The sequence below is a fragment of the Nitrospirillum iridis genome, assembly GCF_014205765.1.
Classification (GTDB): domain Bacteria; phylum Pseudomonadota; class Alphaproteobacteria; order Azospirillales; family Azospirillaceae; genus Nitrospirillum; species Nitrospirillum iridis.
In genome coordinates, this window is the sequence record NZ_JACIIZ010000004.1 from 98,981 (window position 1) to 115,532 (window position 16,552).

Below are 16,552 nucleotides of genomic sequence, written 5' to 3' on the forward strand. Positions count from 1 at the left end.
CGACGTATGACGCTGATTTCACGCCGTGCCGCCCTGCGGGGGCTGGCCGTGGGCGCCTTGTCCCTGGGACCGCTGGGTCTGGTTGGCTGCGGCCGCAAGAAGGATGCGGAGCTGGCCAGTGTCACCCTGCGGGCGGCCACTTACCGGGGCAACCCGGATTCCTTCTTCGAACAGGCGGGCGTGGCCGATACGCCCTACACCCTGGAAACGGCGCAGTTCGCCGGCGGCAACCTGATCGCCGAGGCCATCAACGCCCATTCGCTGGACGTGGGCGGCATGAGCGAGATACCGCCCATCTTCATCGCCGCCGCCAACCCCCTGGTCCGCATCGTCGCCGTGCTGCAAGGTGACGTGAACAACCAGGTGGTGCTGGTGCCGGCCGACAGCCCGGTGCGGACGACGGCGGACCTCAAGGGGCGGCGGGTGGGCTATGTCCGCGCCACCACCTCGCAATACATGCTACTCAAGATCCTGAAGGAACAGGGCCTGACCTTCGCCGACATCACGCCGGTGGCGCTGTCGCCGCAGGACGGCCTGGCCGCCTTCCAGCAGGGCAGCCTGGACGCCTGGGTCATCTACGGCGTGGTGGTGCAACTGGCCCGCCAGGCCGGCGCCCGGGTGCTGACCACCGGCCTGAACCGCCTGTCCGGCAACTACCTGGTGGCGGCGTCCAAGGACGCGCTGGCCGACCCGTTGAAGAAGCGGGCCATCGCCGACTATCTCCAGCGCTATGCCAAGACCCTGGCCTGGATCGAGGCGGATTACACCCGCTGGGCCCATATCCGCGCCCAGCTAACCAGCATCCCCGAGGCCGCCTACATCCAGGAATATCACGAGCGCAGCGCCGGCTACCGCCTTCTCCCCGTCAGCGACGCCGCCATCGCCTCGCAACAGGATGTGGCCGACACCTTCGCCGCCGCCGCCGTGATCCCGGCGCCGGTGGACGTCCGCCCGCTGTGGGATGACAGCCTGCACGACGTGCTGGCCAAACTCTGAGGGTGGCGGATGTCGGCAGAAATGTTGCTTCGTCCGGCGACCTGATCTAAGCCTACGCCATCGCGAAAAGCGACCGCTGGAAGCATGCCCCGCCTCCTGCCGGTCGAGTACACGTCAGCCCTGCTTTTTGGCATGGTTCGGCCAGCGTCTCCCAAACAGCTGCCAATAGCCTTCGGGCTAGCGGTGTTTGTCGGCATCGATCGATGCCAAGAGATGGTTGGAGCGCGATGATGAAGGCAATTCAGTTTAACGAGTATGGCGGCCCCGACGTGCTTCATGGCGTCGATGTCGAGGCGCCACATGCCGGCCCCGGCGAAGTCAGGATCAGGGTTCGTGCCGCGGGGGTGAACCCGTCGGACTGGAAGCGTCGCGAAGGCCAGTATCGCGCGTTCGAGGATGTCGACTTCCCCGCTGGGCTCGGCGTGGAGGGCGCTGGTGTCGTTGACGAGGTCGGACCCGGCGTGACGGGTGTCACCATCGGCGACAGAGTGTTCGGGTTCGGCCGGAACATGATGGCCGAGCAGGCGATCCTCACCCATTGGGCCAAGAAGCCCGATACCCTGTCGTTCGAGATTGCGGCCGGTCTGCCTGTCGTGTCGGACACCGCCACGCGGGCGCTGGATCAGGTCGGCGTGGCAGGGGGGCAGACCCTGCTGGTCAGCGGGGCCGCCGGGGGCGTGGGGACGGCGATCATCCAACTCGCCCGCCTGCGTGGCATCAGGGTGATCGGTACCGCGCGTGCGACGAAGCATGACTATCTGCGCGGGTTGGGCGCCGTTGCGATCCCGTATGGGGAGGGGCTGGAGGAGCGCGTGCGCGCGTTGATGCCGGACGGCGTCAACGCGGCGATCGATGTCGCCGGCTCCGGAATCATCCCCGAACTGATCCGGATTGTTAGGGATCCTGCGCGCGTCCTTTCCGTCGCCGACTTCTCGGCCGAGGAATATGGCGCCAAATTCTCGCATGGGCCGCCGGTCGATCCGGCACGCCTGTTGACTGCGATGGCCGAGCTGTGTGCGGCCGGGTCGTTTACGCTACACATCGACCGGACCTTCCCGCTGGATCGGGCGAAGGAGGCGCAGGAGGTCAGCCAGGCGGGCCGGGTCACCGGCAAGCTGGTCGTTTGTGTCGATTAGGGTGACAACCGACAGGGTGTGCCCCGGCACGGCTCCCTGGGCACCCGAAATTTTTTCTGCCCCCATGTCACACGCCCATCAGGCCATCTCGTCTTTGGGTCATGCGATGACGCATGATCCGGATGGAGATGAAGATGAGCACGCACACCCCCCGCCTGAACAACGCCTTCAAGCTGGCGCCCGACACGATCAAGGGCATGATAGCCGTTGAGGCCGCCATCCAGGCCAGCGGCCTGGAACCGGCACTGTTGGAACTGGTGAAGATGCGGGCGTCGCAGATCAACGGCTGCGCCTTCTGCCTGCACATGCACGCCACCGACGCCCGCAAGCACGGGGAGAGTGAGATGCGCCTGTACCTGCTGAACGCCTGGCGGGAGTCCTCGCTGTATTCCGAGCGGGAACGGGCGGCCCTGGCCTGGACGGAGGCGCTGACCCGCGTGGCCGACACCGGCGCCCCGGACGGGGACTACGCCCTGGTGAAGGCCAACTTCACGGACGTGGGGCAGGTGCAGCTGACCCTGGCCATCGGCGCCATCAACCTGTGGAACCGCCTGCAGGTCGGCTTCCGCGCCGCCCATCCGCCCGTGGTTCACGCCGGCGTGGCGGCCGCGTAGTGGGCGCGGGGGACGCCACCGCGATCTTCCAGGCGCAGCGGCCCCGGCTGGTGCGCCTGGCCTATCGCATGCTGGGCTCACTGGCGGAAGCCGAGGATGTGGTGCAGGACGCCTATCTGCGCTGGTCCCAAGCCGATCACGCGGCGGTGACCGTCCCCGCCGCCTTCCTGTCCCGCATCGTCACCCGCCTGTGCCTGGACACGCTGAAGTCGGCGCGGATGCGGCGAGAAACCTATGTCGGCGCCTGGCTGCCCGAACCGCTGGCCGGCAGCGATGAGGAGGGCGGCGAAGACGATTTGTCGCTGACGCTGATGATGGCGCTGGAGCGGCTGTCGCCCCTGGAGCGGGCGGCCTTCCTGCTTTACGACGTCTTTGGCGTGGCGCTGGATGAGGTGGCGGGCACCCTGCGCCGCGACGCGGCGGCGGTCCGCCAACTGGCTGTCCGCGCCCGCCGCCATGTCCAGGCGGCCCGTCCCCGTTATCCCGTGGCGCCGGAGGAGGGGGAGCGGATCGCCCAGGCCTTCTACGCCGCCTCTCACTTCGGCGATGTTGACACGCTGCGCGGCTTGCTGGCCCAGGACGTGGTGCTGCATGCCGACGGCGGCGGCAAGGTCCATGCCTTCCGCAACCCCATCCGCGGGCTGGAGCATATCGTCCGCCTGTTCGGCAGCCTGTTCCGCAAGGGGGCGTTCCAGTCCGCCGTGCTGATCCGCCCCCTGCGCATCGACGGACTGCCCGGCTATGTCAGTGTGGAGCGCGGGGCCGTGCTGCAGACCACCGCCTTCGCCATCGAGGATGGGCGCATCACCGCCATCTACGTCACCCGCAACCCCGACAAGCTGGCCCGCATCGCGGAAGGGGTGGGATTGGGTACAACGGGCCAGCCGGTTGCGGCGGTGTTCAATTGATCTCCCTGAAACAATGTTCTCAGGGTCGATAATATAATTTCCATTTGCTGGAGACAAAGACAGGAAGGCGTGGATCCTTTATCGTCCCGATACAGCACCGTGACTATCTGACGGAGCGCCAAATAAAACGCGCGACGCTTGGGATATAGGGATGGGGTGGGGGCGTTGACATCACATAAGTCAGGGCGGGGGGCTTCCCCTGCCACGCGGCCGTCGCGCAAGGCCTTCATCTCGCCTCGCCGGGCAACAACATCCCGCGCGCTGCTGGCCGCCTTGGCGCTGAGCGTCGCCGGCGTGGTCCTGTCCGCCTGCTCGATCGGTGGCGGGGCCGGGGATCGCGCCGTGGACGCCGCTGGCGGCGCGGCGGCGGGCCGGGGGGCGCAGGGGCCCTTGGCCCTGGCTATGCGGGCCGGCGTGGACGCCATCAATGAGGGCGACGCCCCCCGCGCCAACCAGGAATTCAACCTGGCCATCGCCCGTGACCTGAAGAATCCGGCCCTGCATGCCGCCAATGCCCTGGCCTATCAACTGCGCATGCGGGCGGGTGAGCGCGATCTGTTCGATTTGGCCGAAACCGGATACCTGATCGCGCTGGAGCAACGGCACGATTTCCAAAGTGCAGCCCTGCAACTGGCCCATCTGTATTTCGACAGCCACCGCTATCCGCAGGCCCAGCGGGCCGCCGCCTATGCCCTGAAGCTGGATGGTGGCAGCACCGAGGCGCTGTATCTGCTGGCCGGCGCCTCCTACTACCTGGGTGACGCCGAAATGGCGCTGTGGGCCATCGACCGGGCGCAGGCCCTGGCGCCGCAGGACCTCGTCGGCATCCGCATACTGCCCGCGATCTATGCCCAGGCCGGCCTGATCAGTGAGGCGCAATCCTTCCTGGACGCCCACCGCGATGTGCTCGGCACCCAGGGCGGGGAGAACTTGGGGCGCAGGGTGGGCGAGTGGAAGGTGGCGTATGAGACCGCCGTGGCCGCCGGCAAGCCGTCCGAAGCGCCAGCATCGGAGGCCAAAACCGCCGATGCGAAGGCCGCCAAGGCGGCGGAGGCCCCGAACCAGGGCCCCCTGGCCTATGCCTGGTCCGACTGTCCGCAGCAGGTGACCGACCGTGCCGCGTCGGCGGCGCCGGCTGCGGCGGGCGAGGGCAAGACCGCCGATGAAACGGCCGCCCTGGCGGCGCTGCCGTCGCCCTGCCGGGGGCGGGGCATGCCCCGGATGGCGGTCGTTGACGTCACCATCGTGCGCACCGACGACGTCGCCACCAGCAGCCATGGCATCAATCTGCTGGACAGCCTGGCCCTGACCGTCCAGCGCAGCGCCACGCGGACGGTGACCAAGACCACGGGCGAGCCCGACAGCACCACCACCGTCCTGACCAGCACCGTCGGCCTCGGCACCTCGGCGGCTGGCGCCATCGCCTATTCCCTGAACCTGGCCAATGTCGGCGGGCAGCGGGCGGAGGTGATCGCCAAGCCCAGCCTGATCATGCTGGACCGGCAGCCGTCGCAATTCTTCTCCGGTTCCAACGTTTCCATCGGCGTGGCCGCCAATTCCGGCGGCACCAGCTCGCTGGAGCAGATCAACATCGGTGTCAGCCTGTCGGTGACGCCGACCTTCATCAGTGACGACCAGATCCTGCTGAACGTGAAGGCGGTGCGAACCCTGTTCGAGCCGATCACCACCACTTCGTCCACCTTCTCACAATCGCTGGAGGTGTCGCGCAACATGGTGTCGGCGGCGGCCAATGTCCGGGTGAACGAAACCCTGGTGCTGTCGGGTCTCACCGCCCATGAAACCGCCAGGAACAAATCGGGCGTTCCCTTGCTGAAGGACGTGCCGGGGGTGCAGTACCTGTTTTCCAGGGATACGACGGAACTGGTCGACCAGACGGTGCTGATCCTCATCACGCCCCGGGCGATCACCAATTACGGGCAGGCGTTGGACCAGATCGACGCCCTGAAGGACGACGGCAAAACCGAACCCAAGCTGCTGCGGGAAACGCGCGCCCGCGCGCTGAAGGAGCTGGGCGGGCGCTGGCCCACACTGTACGAACTCATCCATGTCCTGGACCGGAACGCCCGGGCGTTCGACGTCAGAAGCACCGACATCCGCTTCGACGACTGGCAGAAGCCGCCGCACCTGCAGCGCGTCCTGAAGGATGTGGCGGATGCGCTATATTTCTAATTTCCACACAATGTTGACGTTCAATAACCGGTTGCTTGAGTGAAACTCGTTTTTATCGAACTGTGAAATCGGCGATCCCTGGGGGACAGGAACGGCGGTAGGCCGTTCCCCACACCATCCAGAGGCGCCCGATCCCTTACGGCCCATGCCGGGGGAAGAATGGGCGCCCAGTCGCGGAGCGTCATTCCATGGTTCGTCGGGCATCGCTTTCCCCCATCGCCGTCTCGTCCCTGCTGGTGGGGGCCGCGCTATGCGCCCTGTCGGCACCCGCCTTGGCCCAGGCCAATGCCGCACCGGCGACGCCGGACGCCGGCGCCTCCGCCGATCTGGAGGCGGGCGGCGGCATCGCCGACATCGTGGTGACGGCGGAAAAGCGGCAGACCCGTTTGCAGGAAACGCCCATCGCGCTGTCGGCTTATGGCGCCGACGCCATCCAGGACCAGCACATCAGCACGGTGCGCGACCTGGCGGGCCTGGTGCCGGGCCTGACCGTGCCGCGCGGCGGCATCACGCCGACGACGCAGCTGTTCTTCCTGCGCGGGATCGGTGAGACCGATCCGATCTTCGACCCCGCCATCGCCCAGTATGTGGACGACGTGTACATCCCCCGCTCCATCGCCGCCTCGCCCCTGCTGGCGGAGCTGGAACGGGTGGAGGTGCTGCGCGGTCCCCAGGGCACCCTGTACGGCCGCAACACCAGCGCCGGCGCCATCCGCTATATCACCCGCGACCCGAATGAGGAGGTGCGCCTGGCGGTGGATGCCGGCGTCGGCACCTGGGGCGCGTTCGAGAGCCACGGCTATGTCTCCGGCCCGCTGATCGACAACAAGCTCTATGCCAGCCTGGCCTATGGCCATGAGCAGCATGACGGCTACACCCGCGACCCCACCATCAACAAGGATGTGAACGACCTGAACGTGGACAGCGCCAGGGCCAAGCTGCGCCTGCAGGCGACGGAGGATCTGGACATCCAGTTGACCCTGGACGCCAAGCGCGACCGTTCCACCACCGCCTATTACACGCCCAAGAACCAGCCGGGTGGCGGCTTCGACCCGTCCCTGTCGTTCGCGGAGCCCAACCCGCAGAACAACTCCAACTCCGGCGGCGCCGCGCTGCGCATCACCCAGGCGCTGGGCGACACGCTCACGCTGAAATCCATCACCGCCTACCGCCTGTTCGGCCAGGCGCCGGTGGTCTACGACAATGATGGCGAGGCGGCGGTCAAGCAGGTCAACTACATCCATTATTATGAGAATGAACTGACGCAGGAGTTCCAGGCCAATGGCAGCTGGGGACCACTGGACTTCACCAGCGGCCTGTTCTACCTGCACGAAAACTTCTCCTCCGACCGTAACGGCTTCAGCTATCCCAGCCTGGCCAACCCGCCGCAGGACCAGGTGGGCAACACCAAGACCGACAGCTACGCCGCCTATGGCCAGGGCGATTACCACATCACCGACAAGCTGACGGGCACGGCGGGCCTGCGCTACACCATCGAAAGCCGCCACTTCACCTATCAGCAATTCGATGACGATCTGGCCGGCAACCGCATCACCGATGCCGCCGGCAACCCCATCGTGCCGGCCACCGCCACCAACAAGGCCGGCGCCTTCCAGACCAAGTCGGACGCCACCTGGTATTCGCTGACGCCGAAATTCGGCGCTTCCTACCAGTGGACGCCGGACCTGCTGACCTATGTCAGCATCGCCAAGGGCTTCAAGGCCGGCGGCTTCGATAACCGCGCCAGCGCGCTGATCAACGCCCAGCTGCCCTACCAGCCGGAAAAGGTGCAGACCTATGAGGTGGGCGTGAAAAGCCAGTGGTGGGAGCGGCGGGTGCTGGTCAACCTGGCGCTCTATTACAACGACTACACCGACCTGCAGGCGACGGCGACCGACCCCGCCACCCTGCGCTCCCGCCGCCTGAACGCGGCGTCGGCCCACACGGAAGGGTTCGAGCTGGAAACCACCCTGCAGCCCTTCGAGGGTTTCCGCTGGGACAACTCCGCCAGCTACACCCTGGCGCTCTATGACCAGTTCCTGAACTACGCCGGCATCGGCACCAGCGCCACGGGCAACCGCCTGCCCTTCGCCCCGCGCTGGACCTTCCGCACCGCCCCCACCTACACCCTGCCGTTGAAGGTGCCGGGGCAGGCCCAGGTGGGCCTGGACGCGCAATACCAGACCCAGTCTTACTCCGACATCGCCAATTCCTGGCAGGTGGCGATCCCGGCGCAGTGGAACGTCAATCTGTTCGCCAAGTACACGACGGAGGACGACCGCTGGACCTTCTCCGCCACCGTGCGCAACCTGGCCGACCGCCGTCTGCCCCAGAGTGGCAGCTATTCCGCCTCGGCCGCCGGCACCGTCTGGACCTATGTTGAAAGCCCGCCGCGCACCGTGTTCTTCAAGGTGGGGTATAAGCTTTAGGCGCCGCCGGGTGGCGCCAAGGTCAGGAAGTGGGGCGGCACATGGTCGGTCAGCCATACGCCGTTGTCCGCCTGATGGAAGGTCAAACCCTGGGTGTGCATGCCCAGGGCGTCCACCCTGAACAGGGCGGGCTTGCCATGCCGCTGCCCCACCTTCAGCGCCGTCGCCTCATTCGCCGACAGGTGAACCTGTTGGCGCGCCTGTGGCGTCAGGCCCTGGGCCAGGATGGCATCGACGAACCGGGTCGCCGTTCCGTGGTAGAGCACGGCCGGCGGCTGACGGGCGGAGAGGCCGAGATCAACGGTGACGGAATGGCCCTGCGCCGCCCGGATGCGCATGCCGTCCTCCGACAGGGAGAAGCGCTTCTTGTCGCTGGTGGCCACGGCCGCCAAGACGTCGTCGCGACTGAACGCGGTGCCGCTCGCATTGCCCTTGGTCACCAGTTCCTCGATCAAAGCCCAGCCTTGTGGATCCAAGGACAGACCGATGGCATCGGGCTTGTGCCGCAGGACGAAGCTCAGGAATTTGCTGAGATGGATGGGATCAGGGGCCATGACGGAGATTGTCCTACGCGTCGATGATACGGATATTCTCTTTTTGCAATCAATGTCATAGCATCGGCCTTTGAGCAATCTCGGGGGCGGGGTCATGCGTGGGCTGGCCATGTCCGGCTTCCGATTCGAGGATCCGCCTGTTGCGATCTATCGCTTCGATGTGACGGAGGTCTTCATCCGCAGGGGCACAGAGACGGGGGAGGTCATCCTGTCGCGCAAGTCCAGAGACTGGTCTGGATTCCGCGCCGCCCTTTGACGGTGTGGAGGTTCCGGCGGATTTCCTGTGAACAGGATCGCGATCCCTTGGCCGGATGGGATGAGCGACGCGGCTTCTGTTGCACGCGGCGGTTTCGAAGGGACCGATCCTGTCGGGCGTCATGCGAAGGTCGCGCAAAATATCCGACGCCGTTCAGGTGAGGTTCAGCGCCGGCGGTTATGCCTGTTCGGCCGCCATATCGAATGGCGGGGTTCCCACAGGAGACCGCAATGAAGCAGATATCTTTGCGTGCCGCCGTCATCGTGTTCGGAGCGGGCACGCTGACCTTGTCCGGCCTCGCCTACGCGGCCGGGTCGCTCAAGGCCTCGACGAACAAGGATCTTGTCGACGCGATGCATGGCGAGGCATTCGCCGCCTTCAAGTACCTCGCCTATGCGGATGCCGCCCGTGCCCACGGGCACCCGGAAGTGGCCGAGCTTTTCGAGCGAACCGCCAAGGTCGAGCGGGACGAGCATTTCGTGGAACACGCGAAACGCGTCGGCTTGGTCGGCACCGACGTCGAAAACCTCCGCGATGCCATCAAGGGGGAAAGCTACGAGACGAGCGATATGTACCCGGCGATGGCGCGGCGCGCCGAGGTCGTCGATGACAAGGACGCCGCTTGGCATTTCGAGGAAGTTGGCGGCGATGAAGCCAAGCATCGCGATGCGTTCCAGGCCGCCCTTGCCAAGATTTCCGCCAACTGAGCCTCCCTTCGAAGGAAATTCGCCATGATCATGATTCGAGTTGCCGTCGCATCCGTCTTGCTGACCCTAGCCGCTGGTACGGCGTTGGCCTCCGAGGAAGAGCGGAAGTCCTGCTCCATCCCCCCGAACGCCGCCAAGGTGGCGCCGTTGAGCAAGGATGAGATCCGGGCCAAGCTGGCGAACGAGGGCCTGACCGACATTCGCAGTCTCAAGGAAGAGAATGGCTGCCTGGAGGCCAAGGGCATCGACAAGTCCGGTAAACGGTTCGAGGTTTATGTCGACCCGGTGACCGGCGCGATCGTTGGTCGCGAGTGAACCGGTGGGGGACACCATGATGGACGCCACCGTGTCTCCGCGCGAAAAGCCAGCCACGGTTCCCGTATGGGACCCGCTGGTTCGATTGGGCCACTGGACACTGGTCGCGGGGTTCGCGACGGCGTTCATCGCCGAAGAGGGCAAGTCCCTCCACCAAGTGGCCGGCTACGTCGTCGCCTCCGTTGTCGCCGTGCGATTGGTGTGGGGCTTCATCGGGCCCGAAAGCGCGCGGTTTATCAACTTCGTTCCTGGCCCGAAACGTCTGATGGGCCATTTGCGCGATCTCGCTGGGGGACGGGAGCGTCGCCATATTGGACATAATCCGGCGGCCGGGGCCATGATAGTCGCGCTGCTGGGGCTGATGGCGCTGCTCTCCGTTACCGGATGGATGCTGACCAGCGACCGTTTCTATGGAGCGGAGTGGCTGGAGGAACTCCATGGTGGGGCGGCGAACCTGGCGCTGGGCTTGGTCTGCCTGCACGTCTTGGGCGCCGTATACGAAAGCGTCAGGCATCGCGAGAATTTGCCATGGGCTATGGTTACTGGACGAAAACGGGCCTCATGAGATGTGCCATTGTGGCGTTTCTCCTGTTCCTGCCCGTTCCTTCCAAGGCGCTGTCCGACAAGGAACAGGAAACAGCCCGTCGCGCGCTTCGGGCTGGTGAGGTCTTGTCGCTCGACCACATCCTTGACCGGGCCCGCGCCGAGCACCCCGGACAACTTCTCGGCGTTCATCTCGAGGAGGAGGATGGCCAACTTGTTTACGAACTCCGTGTGCTTGGGCCGGGCGGGCATATCGGCGAGTGGCTTTATGATGCGAGGACGGGTGCGCCGATTAAATCGGCGCACCCGGATACCCCTCCTTCCGACAAGGATGACTGATGCGACTGCTGCTGGTGGAGGACGAGCCCACGCTCGCGGCACAGATCCGCGGCGCGTTGTCGTCCTCCGAATTCGCCGTCGATCTCGTCGGTGACGGTGAGGACGCTTGCCTGCTTGGCGGCACCGAGCCCTACGATGGCGTGGTGCTCGACCTCGGGCTCCCGAAACTCGACGGCCTCGCCGTGCTCCGCCATTGGCGCCAGCACGGTATCAAAATGCCGGTGCTTGTCCTGACGGCACGGGCGGATTGGCACAGCAAGGTGGAGGGGTTGAACGCCGGGGCGGACGACTATCTCGGCAAGCCGTTCATCATGGAGGAACTGGTCGCCCGTATGCGCGCCCTGATCCGTCGCTCCATGGGCTTCACCGCGTCCGTAATCGCTTGCGGCCCGATCTCGCTCGATGCCGCCGCTGGCAGGGTCCTGGTTGACGGGAGTCCCGTCACCCTGACGGGTCGTGAATTCCGGCTTCTTGACTATCTCATGCACCGACAGGGCCACATCGTTTCGCAACGGGAACTCGCGGAGCATATCTATGACCTCGAAGACGAGCGGGAATCGAATACGATCGAAGTCTTCATCGGTCGCATCCGTCGCAAGCTCGGGGTTGATGTCATCAAGACCATCCGTGGCTTGGGCTACCGGCTGGAGGGAACTTGACCCCGCTGTCCCGTCTATCGTTGAAAACGCAACTGCTCACCGGCTCCATCCTCTGGATCTCGATGGCTTTGCTGGTCACCGGCTTCGTGTTGGCCTCGCTTTTCAGGTCTCATATCGAACGCCGGTTCGACGCGGAATTGTCCACCCATCTCGATCAGCTATTGGCGGGGCTCCAGTTACAGGACAAGGGCGGCTTCGCGTTGGGCCGTCCGATGACCGACCCGCGATTTGATCGCCCCTATTCCGCCCTCTACTGGCAGGTCGATGGGCCGGGCGGCTCCTTGCTGCAATCCCGGTCACTGTGGGACTGGACACTCGCCTTGCCCAAGGACTCGCCCGCCGATGGCGAGTTGCATCGCCACGTCCTGCCCGGCCCCAACGGTCAGCGCTTGGTCGCGGTGGAACGAAGCGTGACTTTCCCGGGACGGCGTGAGCCTGTTCGGGCCGCCGTGGCCGGTGACCTCGGCGTTGTCGAAAGGGCGACATCGGAGTTCGTCCGTATATCGGCCCTCGCGCTCGGTACGCTCGCCATCGGGTTGATGCTCGCGGCCGTGTTCCTGGTCCTTGCGACCCTGCACCCCCTGGGCCGGTTGCATCGGGCGTTGGCGCTTGTCCGGCAGGGACAGGCATCGCGGTTGGAAGGTCACTATCCCTCCGAGGTGCAACCGCTGGTCAATGACCTGAATGGCTTGTTGGCGCACAATGCCGGGCTTCTCGGCCGTGCCAGAACAGAGGCCGGCAACCTGGCCCATCAGATCAAAACACCATTGGCGATCATCGCCAATGCCGCCCGAGCCATGCCGCCGGGCGGACAGGCAAGTACGCTCCTGGAACAGATCGGCCTCATGGGGCGCAGAATTGACTATGCTCTCACCCGCGCTCGCGCGGCGGCATCCAGCATGGTCCTCGGTGCGGCAACCCCTGTTGAACCGAGCCTGACCAGGATGTCGGCCGCCATGCGAACCTTGTATGGGCCGCACGATGTCGAAATTTCCGTAAGCTGTCCGAACCACGTCGTGGTTCAGATGGAACCCCAGGATTTTGAGGAGGTGATTGGCAATCTTCTCGACAACGCCTGCAAATGGGCGCGGACCCAGGTCGATGTGACCGTGGGGGAGGACGCCCTGGCTGTTCGCATCGTGATCGAAGATGATGGTCCCGGACTTGCGGCGGCGCACTATGCGCGCGCCTTCGAGCGTGGCCTGAAGCTTGATGAAACAACTCCTGGTGCCGGACTGGGATTGTCGATCGTGCGGGATATCGTCGACGCCTACCGCGGGGACGTTCGCCTGGAAACCTCAGCGCTTGGGGGATTGCGTGTCGCACTGCGACTTCCAAGCACAAAACCCACATAAAATCAAAAAGGTAGCCTCAAGCATGAGCCGCTTACACAAGGAAGGCCATCTGGTCGAGCGTATCGGGTGGCTGCGGGCCGCCGTGCTGGGCGCCAACGATGGGATCATATCCACCGCGAGCCTTATTCTGGGTGTCGTGTCGGCGGCGCCGTCAAAAGAACAAGCGCTGATCGCTGGCGTGGCCGGCCTTGTCGCCGGAGCCATGTCGATGGCCGCTGGCGAGTACGTTTCCGTCAGCTCCCAGTCTGATACGGAGCAGGCCGATCTGGCCCGCGAAAGGGCGGAACTTGCGAACGATCACGATTTCGAAGTCGATGAGCTTGCCCAAATCTATGTCGGTAGAGGCGTCGAAAATGAACTTGCGCGCCAAGTCGCACGACAGCTCATGGCAAAGGATGCCATTGGCGCCCACGCGCGTGATGAACTGGGCATTTCCGACATCAGCACGGCGCGTCCGATACAGGCCGCGCTCACATCGGCCGCCACCTTTTCCATCGGCGCCCTCGCGCCGCTCCTCCTTACGGTCCTCTCGCCCCTGGGGTGGACCACTTGGGTTGTCGCAGCGGGCTCACTGCTCTGTCTGGCCTCTCTCGGCATGGTCGGAGCGAAACTGGGCGGCGCCAGTCCATTGAAGCCCACGCTGCGGGTGACGTTTTGGGGGGCATTCGCGATGATCCTCACAACGGCCATCGGCCTTGCCTTTGGTACGCTCGCGTGATGATCGATGCGGGCGCCACCCCGTGATGACCGGGCCTTGAGCCCCACTTCAGGGAAACTCGATTTTCCTGCGGGCGCCCCGGTCCCTATGGTTGCTGTCCACCCACCGACGGAGGGACCTTCGATGAGCGATATCGGCGACACCCCAGGCCCGGAGGCGCCGGCCCGGCTACGGGCCTTTATTGGCCGGCTGGAAGGCGTGCTGGCCCAGGGGCTGCCCGAGGGCGCCCTGCTGGATGGCGCGCGCGACGCGCTGGCGGAGCTGGTGGCCCAGGACGACTGGCTGCCGGGCGCTTACGCGGAGCCCGATCCCGTGCGCTATCGCCAGTTCCTGCTCTATGCCGATCCGGCGGGGCGGTTCTCCGTCGTCAGCTTCGTCTGGGGGCCGGGGCAGGAGACGCCGGTGCATGACCACACCGTCTGGGGCCTGGTGGGCATCCTGCGAGGGAGCGAATATTCCCAGCGCTTCGTCGTGGGCTCCCGCGATGAGCTGGTGGCCATTGGCCCCAAGCAGCGGTTCGAGGCGGGGGAGGTGGAGACCCTGTCACCCCAGACGGGCGACATCCACCGCGTCACCAACGCCCATCTGGACCGCACCTCGATCAGCATCCATGTCTATGGCGCCGACATCGGCCAGGTACGGCGCTGGGTCTATCCGGCGGAGGGGCCCCGCAAGCCCTTCATCTCCGGCTACAGCAACGCCGGCGCCACGCCCGCCTTCACCTTGTCCCGCACGCCTCAATCCTCTGACGTCCTGGAGCACGCCTGATGCCTTTCCCCGTCGCCACCCCGGCGCAAGTCCGCCTCAATCTGATCGCCCGGCGGGAATTGGCGTTGCTGGACCTGCGGGAGGAGGACCCGTACGCCCAGGCTCATCCCCTGTTCGCCGCCAACCTGCCCCTGTCGCGGCTGGAGCTGGAGGTGCTGGACCGCGTGCCCCGGCGCGACACCGCCATCGTGCTGTATGACGCGGGCGAGGGGCTGGTGGAGCGGGGGGCGGCCATCCTGGCGGCGCTGGGCTACACCGACGTGCGGCTGCTGGCCGGCGGGCTAGAGGGATGGCGGGCGGCGGGGTACGAGATTTTCCGCGACGTCAACGTGCCGTCCAAGGCCTTCGGCGAACTGGTGGAGACGGAGGCGCACACACCGTCCCTCGCCGCACCCCAGGTCAAGGCGTTGCTGGACGCGCAGGCCGATGTGGTGGTGCTGGACAGCCGGCGGTTCGAGGAATACCGCACCATGAGCATCCCCACCGGCACCAGCGTGCCGGGGGCGGAGCTGGTGTTGCGCGCCCGCGCCCTGGCGCCCGATCCCGCCACCACCATCATCGTCAATTGCGCCGGCCGCACCCGCAGCCTGATCGGCGCCCAATCGCTGCGCAACGCTGGGGTACCCAACCCCGTTTACGCCCTGCGCAACGGCACCATCGGCTGGACCCTGGCGGGCTTCACCCTGGATCACGGGCAGGAGCGGCGCTTCGGCGCCGTGGACAGCGCCCAGCTGGTAACCGCCCGTGCCGCCGCCCGCACCGTGGCCTACCGCGCCGGTGTCCGCCGCCTGCCCCATGCCGAGCTGGATGGGCTGGCTGAGCCCGGCCGCACCCTCTATCGCCTGGACGTGCGCACGCCGGAGGAATACCAGGCCGGCCACCTGCCAGACTTCCGCAGCGCGCCGGGGGGCCAGCTGGTACAGGAGACCGACCATTCCGCCCCGGTGCGCGGCGCCCGCATCGTGCTGTTCGACACCCTGTCGGTGCGGGCGGACATGAGCGCGTCCTGGCTGGCACAGATGGGGTGGGAGGTGCTGGTGCTGGACGACGTGCCCCCGGTGGCGCTGTCCGCAACGGGCCCGTGGCAACCGACCCTGCCGCCGCTGCCGGCGGTCGAGGCCATACCGCCCGCCCATTTGGCGCGGCTGCTGGCGGCGGGGGATGTCACCCTGCTGGATGTCGGGTCCAGCCCGGCCTTCCGCCGGGGCCACATTCCGGGCGCCCGCTTCATCATCCGCGCCCGGCTGGCGACCGACCTGCCGGCGGCGGCACGGGCGGGGACCATCGTGGTCACCTCGCCCGACGGCGTCGCGGCCCGCTTCGCCGCCGCCGACCTCCAGGCCCTGATCGGCCGGCCGGCCCTGGTGCTGGTGGGCGGGACCACCGCCTGGACCGCCGCCGGGCTGGAGGTTGAGACCGGGGAGGGTGTCCGCCTGTCGGCGTTCGACGATGTCTATCGCCGCCCGTATGAGGGTACGGACAACGCGGTGGAGGCCATGCAGGCCTATCTCGACTGGGAATACGGCCTGGTGGGCCAACTGCGCCGGGACGGCACCCACGGCTTCTTCGTCATCCCGCCATCGCGCGAGGCGCACGACACGCCCCCCTCGTTGTCGCCGCACCTGGCGCACGGCCACTGAGGGCGCACGGCCACCGAGGCGGCAGGGTCGTTATCATTGATCAGGTTCCGTGGCGGCGGCCCCTGAAATGGCGGAGCGGGTCAGGGGTCGCGGTTCGGGTCGCGGCCTGGGTCGCGCATGGCCCGGAACAGCCCGACCATGCCGGCGGCGGCGCCCAGGAAAAACCCGATGATCAGCCCCCAGGGCTTGCTTCCCAGTCCCCAATCCAACGCCCAGCCCACACCGGTGCCGAAGGCGAGGGCGGCCACCAGTTCCATGCCCGCGCGGGAATAGGCGCTGGAGGCGGCGGCAAGGGGTGGGGGGGCGAGGCGCCCGCGCTGCTTCTTCCACGCCTCGTCCAGCCGTGTGGTCAGTGCCTGCATCTGGGCCTTGTCGTCGGGATCGGGCATGGGAGGCGCATCCTTGTGGTCGGGGGAGAAGGCGCC

18 protein-coding genes are annotated in these 16,552 nt (G+C 66.4%); 16 read left to right on the forward strand and 2 right to left on the reverse strand.

The features are described from left to right. The first annotated feature begins 6 nt into the window (after positions 1–6). From FHS74_RS08065 to FHS74_RS08090, 6 genes are all read left to right on the forward strand, one after another. Positions 7–996 (forward strand): ABC transporter substrate-binding protein, encoded by a 990-nt coding sequence (locus tag FHS74_RS08065; protein ID WP_184799296.1) that lies wholly within the window; start codon positions 7–9, stop codon positions 994–996. Between the two features lie 230 nt (positions 997–1,226). Further along, a complete protein-coding gene (locus FHS74_RS08070) occupies positions 1,227–2,132 on the forward strand; it encodes an NADP-dependent oxidoreductase (protein ID WP_184799807.1) in 906 nt (301 codons plus the stop codon). 134 nt (positions 2,133–2,266) lie between these two features. Further along, positions 2,267–2,746 (forward strand): carboxymuconolactone decarboxylase family protein, encoded by a 480-nt coding sequence (locus tag FHS74_RS08075; RefSeq protein WP_184799298.1) that lies wholly within the window; start codon positions 2,267–2,269, stop codon positions 2,744–2,746. Beyond that, entirely contained in the window at positions 2,746–3,654 is a 909-nt protein-coding gene (locus FHS74_RS08080) for an RNA polymerase sigma factor SigJ (RefSeq protein WP_184799300.1), read from the forward strand. The genes FHS74_RS08075 and FHS74_RS08080 overlap by 1 nt, the downstream gene beginning before the upstream one ends. Before the next feature lie 165 nt (positions 3,655–3,819). Beyond that, on the forward strand, positions 3,820–5,844 hold the full coding sequence (locus FHS74_RS08085; RefSeq protein WP_184799302.1) for a type II and III secretion system protein: 2,025 nt from the start codon (positions 3,820–3,822) through the stop codon (positions 5,842–5,844). A 188-nt stretch (positions 5,845–6,032) separates the two neighbouring features. Next, a complete protein-coding gene (locus FHS74_RS08090) occupies positions 6,033–8,273 on the forward strand; it encodes a TonB-dependent receptor (RefSeq protein WP_184799304.1) in 2,241 nt (746 codons plus the stop codon). On the opposite strand, the gene FHS74_RS08095 is transcribed toward FHS74_RS08090, so the two are convergent. Next, positions 8,270–8,827, reverse strand: coding sequence for an RNA 2'-phosphotransferase (locus FHS74_RS08095; RefSeq protein WP_184799306.1), 558 nt, complete (start codon positions 8,825–8,827; stop codon positions 8,270–8,272). The two genes, FHS74_RS08090 and FHS74_RS08095, sit on opposite strands and share 4 nt — an antisense overlap. Positions 8,828–8,936: 109 nt before the next feature. Between FHS74_RS08095 and FHS74_RS08100 the strand changes: the two genes are divergently transcribed. The 10 genes from FHS74_RS08100 to FHS74_RS08145 all read left to right on the forward strand — a co-directional run bounded on the left by FHS74_RS08100 (position 8,937) and on the right by FHS74_RS08145 (position 16,127). Next, a complete protein-coding gene (locus FHS74_RS08100) occupies positions 8,937–9,083 on the forward strand; it encodes an AbrB/MazE/SpoVT family DNA-binding domain-containing protein (RefSeq protein WP_211106181.1) in 147 nt (48 codons plus the stop codon). A gap of 230 nt (positions 9,084–9,313) precedes the next feature. Beyond that, complete coding sequence (locus FHS74_RS08105) at positions 9,314–9,790, forward strand: rubrerythrin family protein (protein ID WP_184799308.1); 477 nt, start codon at positions 9,314–9,316, stop codon at positions 9,788–9,790. A 24-nt stretch (positions 9,791–9,814) separates the two neighbouring features. After that, complete coding sequence (locus FHS74_RS08110; protein ID WP_184799310.1) at positions 9,815–10,105, forward strand: PepSY domain-containing protein; 291 nt, start codon at positions 9,815–9,817, stop codon at positions 10,103–10,105. A 16-nt stretch (positions 10,106–10,121) separates the two neighbouring features. Continuing rightward, positions 10,122–10,670, forward strand: coding sequence for a cytochrome b/b6 domain-containing protein (locus FHS74_RS08115; RefSeq protein WP_246462993.1), 549 nt, complete (start codon positions 10,122–10,124; stop codon positions 10,668–10,670). 11 nt (positions 10,671–10,681) lie between these two features. Continuing rightward, positions 10,682–10,987 carry a PepSY domain-containing protein gene (locus tag FHS74_RS08120; protein ID WP_184799312.1) on the forward strand — a complete coding sequence of 102 codons (306 nt, stop codon included), beginning with the start codon at positions 10,682–10,684 and terminating at the stop codon, positions 10,985–10,987. Beyond that, on the forward strand, positions 10,987–11,646 hold the full coding sequence (locus tag FHS74_RS08125; protein ID WP_184799314.1) for a response regulator transcription factor: 660 nt from the start codon (positions 10,987–10,989) through the stop codon (positions 11,644–11,646). The genes FHS74_RS08120 and FHS74_RS08125 overlap by 1 nt, the downstream gene beginning before the upstream one ends. Continuing rightward, positions 11,643–13,001: an ATP-binding protein gene (locus FHS74_RS08130; RefSeq protein WP_211106182.1), complete on the forward strand. Its 1,359-nt coding sequence runs from the start codon at positions 11,643–11,645 to the stop codon at positions 12,999–13,001. Before FHS74_RS08125 ends, FHS74_RS08130 begins: the two co-directional genes overlap by 4 nt. A gap of 22 nt (positions 13,002–13,023) precedes the next feature. Then, a complete protein-coding gene (locus FHS74_RS08135; RefSeq protein WP_184799316.1) occupies positions 13,024–13,719 on the forward strand; it encodes a VIT1/CCC1 transporter family protein in 696 nt (231 codons plus the stop codon). Between the two features lie 123 nt (positions 13,720–13,842). After that, positions 13,843–14,487, forward strand: coding sequence for a cysteine dioxygenase family protein (locus FHS74_RS08140; protein ID WP_184799318.1), 645 nt, complete (start codon positions 13,843–13,845; stop codon positions 14,485–14,487). Further along, positions 14,487–16,127: a rhodanese-like domain-containing protein gene (locus tag FHS74_RS08145; protein ID WP_184799320.1), complete on the forward strand. Its 1,641-nt coding sequence runs from the start codon at positions 14,487–14,489 to the stop codon at positions 16,125–16,127. The genes FHS74_RS08140 and FHS74_RS08145 overlap by 1 nt, the downstream gene beginning before the upstream one ends. Before the next feature lie 80 nt (positions 16,128–16,207). Here FHS74_RS08145 and FHS74_RS08150 read toward each other — a convergent pair whose 3' ends face one another. Further along, on the reverse strand, positions 16,208–16,516 hold the full coding sequence (locus FHS74_RS08150) for an AtpZ/AtpI family protein (RefSeq protein WP_184799322.1): 309 nt from the start codon (positions 16,514–16,516) through the stop codon (positions 16,208–16,210). Between the last annotated feature and the right edge of the window lie 36 nt (positions 16,517–16,552).

Bases quoted from the DNA above. Each gene is read 5' to 3' on its own strand.
- FHS74_RS08065 (WP_184799296.1), top strand. From the start codon at position 7: ATGACGCTGATTTCACGCCGTGCCGCCCTGCGGGGGCTGGCCGTGGGC.
- FHS74_RS08070 (WP_184799807.1), top strand. From the start codon at position 1,227: ATGAAGGCAATTCAGTTTAACGAGTATGGCGGCCCCGACGTGCTTCAT.
- FHS74_RS08075 (WP_184799298.1), top strand. From the start codon at position 2,267: ATGAGCACGCACACCCCCCGCCTGAACAACGCCTTCAAGCTGGCGCCC.
- FHS74_RS08090 (WP_184799304.1), top strand. From the start codon at position 6,033: ATGGTTCGTCGGGCATCGCTTTCCCCCATCGCCGTCTCGTCCCTGCTG.
- FHS74_RS08095 (WP_184799306.1), bottom strand. From the start codon at position 8,827: ATGGCCCCTGATCCCATCCATCTCAGCAAATTCCTGAGCTTCGTCCTG.
- FHS74_RS08100 (WP_211106181.1), top strand. From the start codon at position 8,937: ATGTCCGGCTTCCGATTCGAGGATCCGCCTGTTGCGATCTATCGCTTC.
- FHS74_RS08105 (WP_184799308.1), top strand. From the start codon at position 9,314: ATGAAGCAGATATCTTTGCGTGCCGCCGTCATCGTGTTCGGAGCGGGC.
- FHS74_RS08110 (WP_184799310.1), top strand. From the start codon at position 9,815: ATGATCATGATTCGAGTTGCCGTCGCATCCGTCTTGCTGACCCTAGCC.
- FHS74_RS08115 (WP_246462993.1), top strand. From the start codon at position 10,122: ATGATGGACGCCACCGTGTCTCCGCGCGAAAAGCCAGCCACGGTTCCC.
- FHS74_RS08125 (WP_184799314.1), top strand. From the start codon at position 10,987: ATGCGACTGCTGCTGGTGGAGGACGAGCCCACGCTCGCGGCACAGATC.
- FHS74_RS08135 (WP_184799316.1), top strand. From the start codon at position 13,024: ATGAGCCGCTTACACAAGGAAGGCCATCTGGTCGAGCGTATCGGGTGG.
- FHS74_RS08140 (WP_184799318.1), top strand. From the start codon at position 13,843: ATGAGCGATATCGGCGACACCCCAGGCCCGGAGGCGCCGGCCCGGCTA.
- FHS74_RS08145 (WP_184799320.1), top strand. From the start codon at position 14,487: ATGCCTTTCCCCGTCGCCACCCCGGCGCAAGTCCGCCTCAATCTGATC.
- FHS74_RS08150 (WP_184799322.1), bottom strand. From the start codon at position 16,516: ATGCCCGATCCCGACGACAAGGCCCAGATGCAGGCACTGACCACACGG.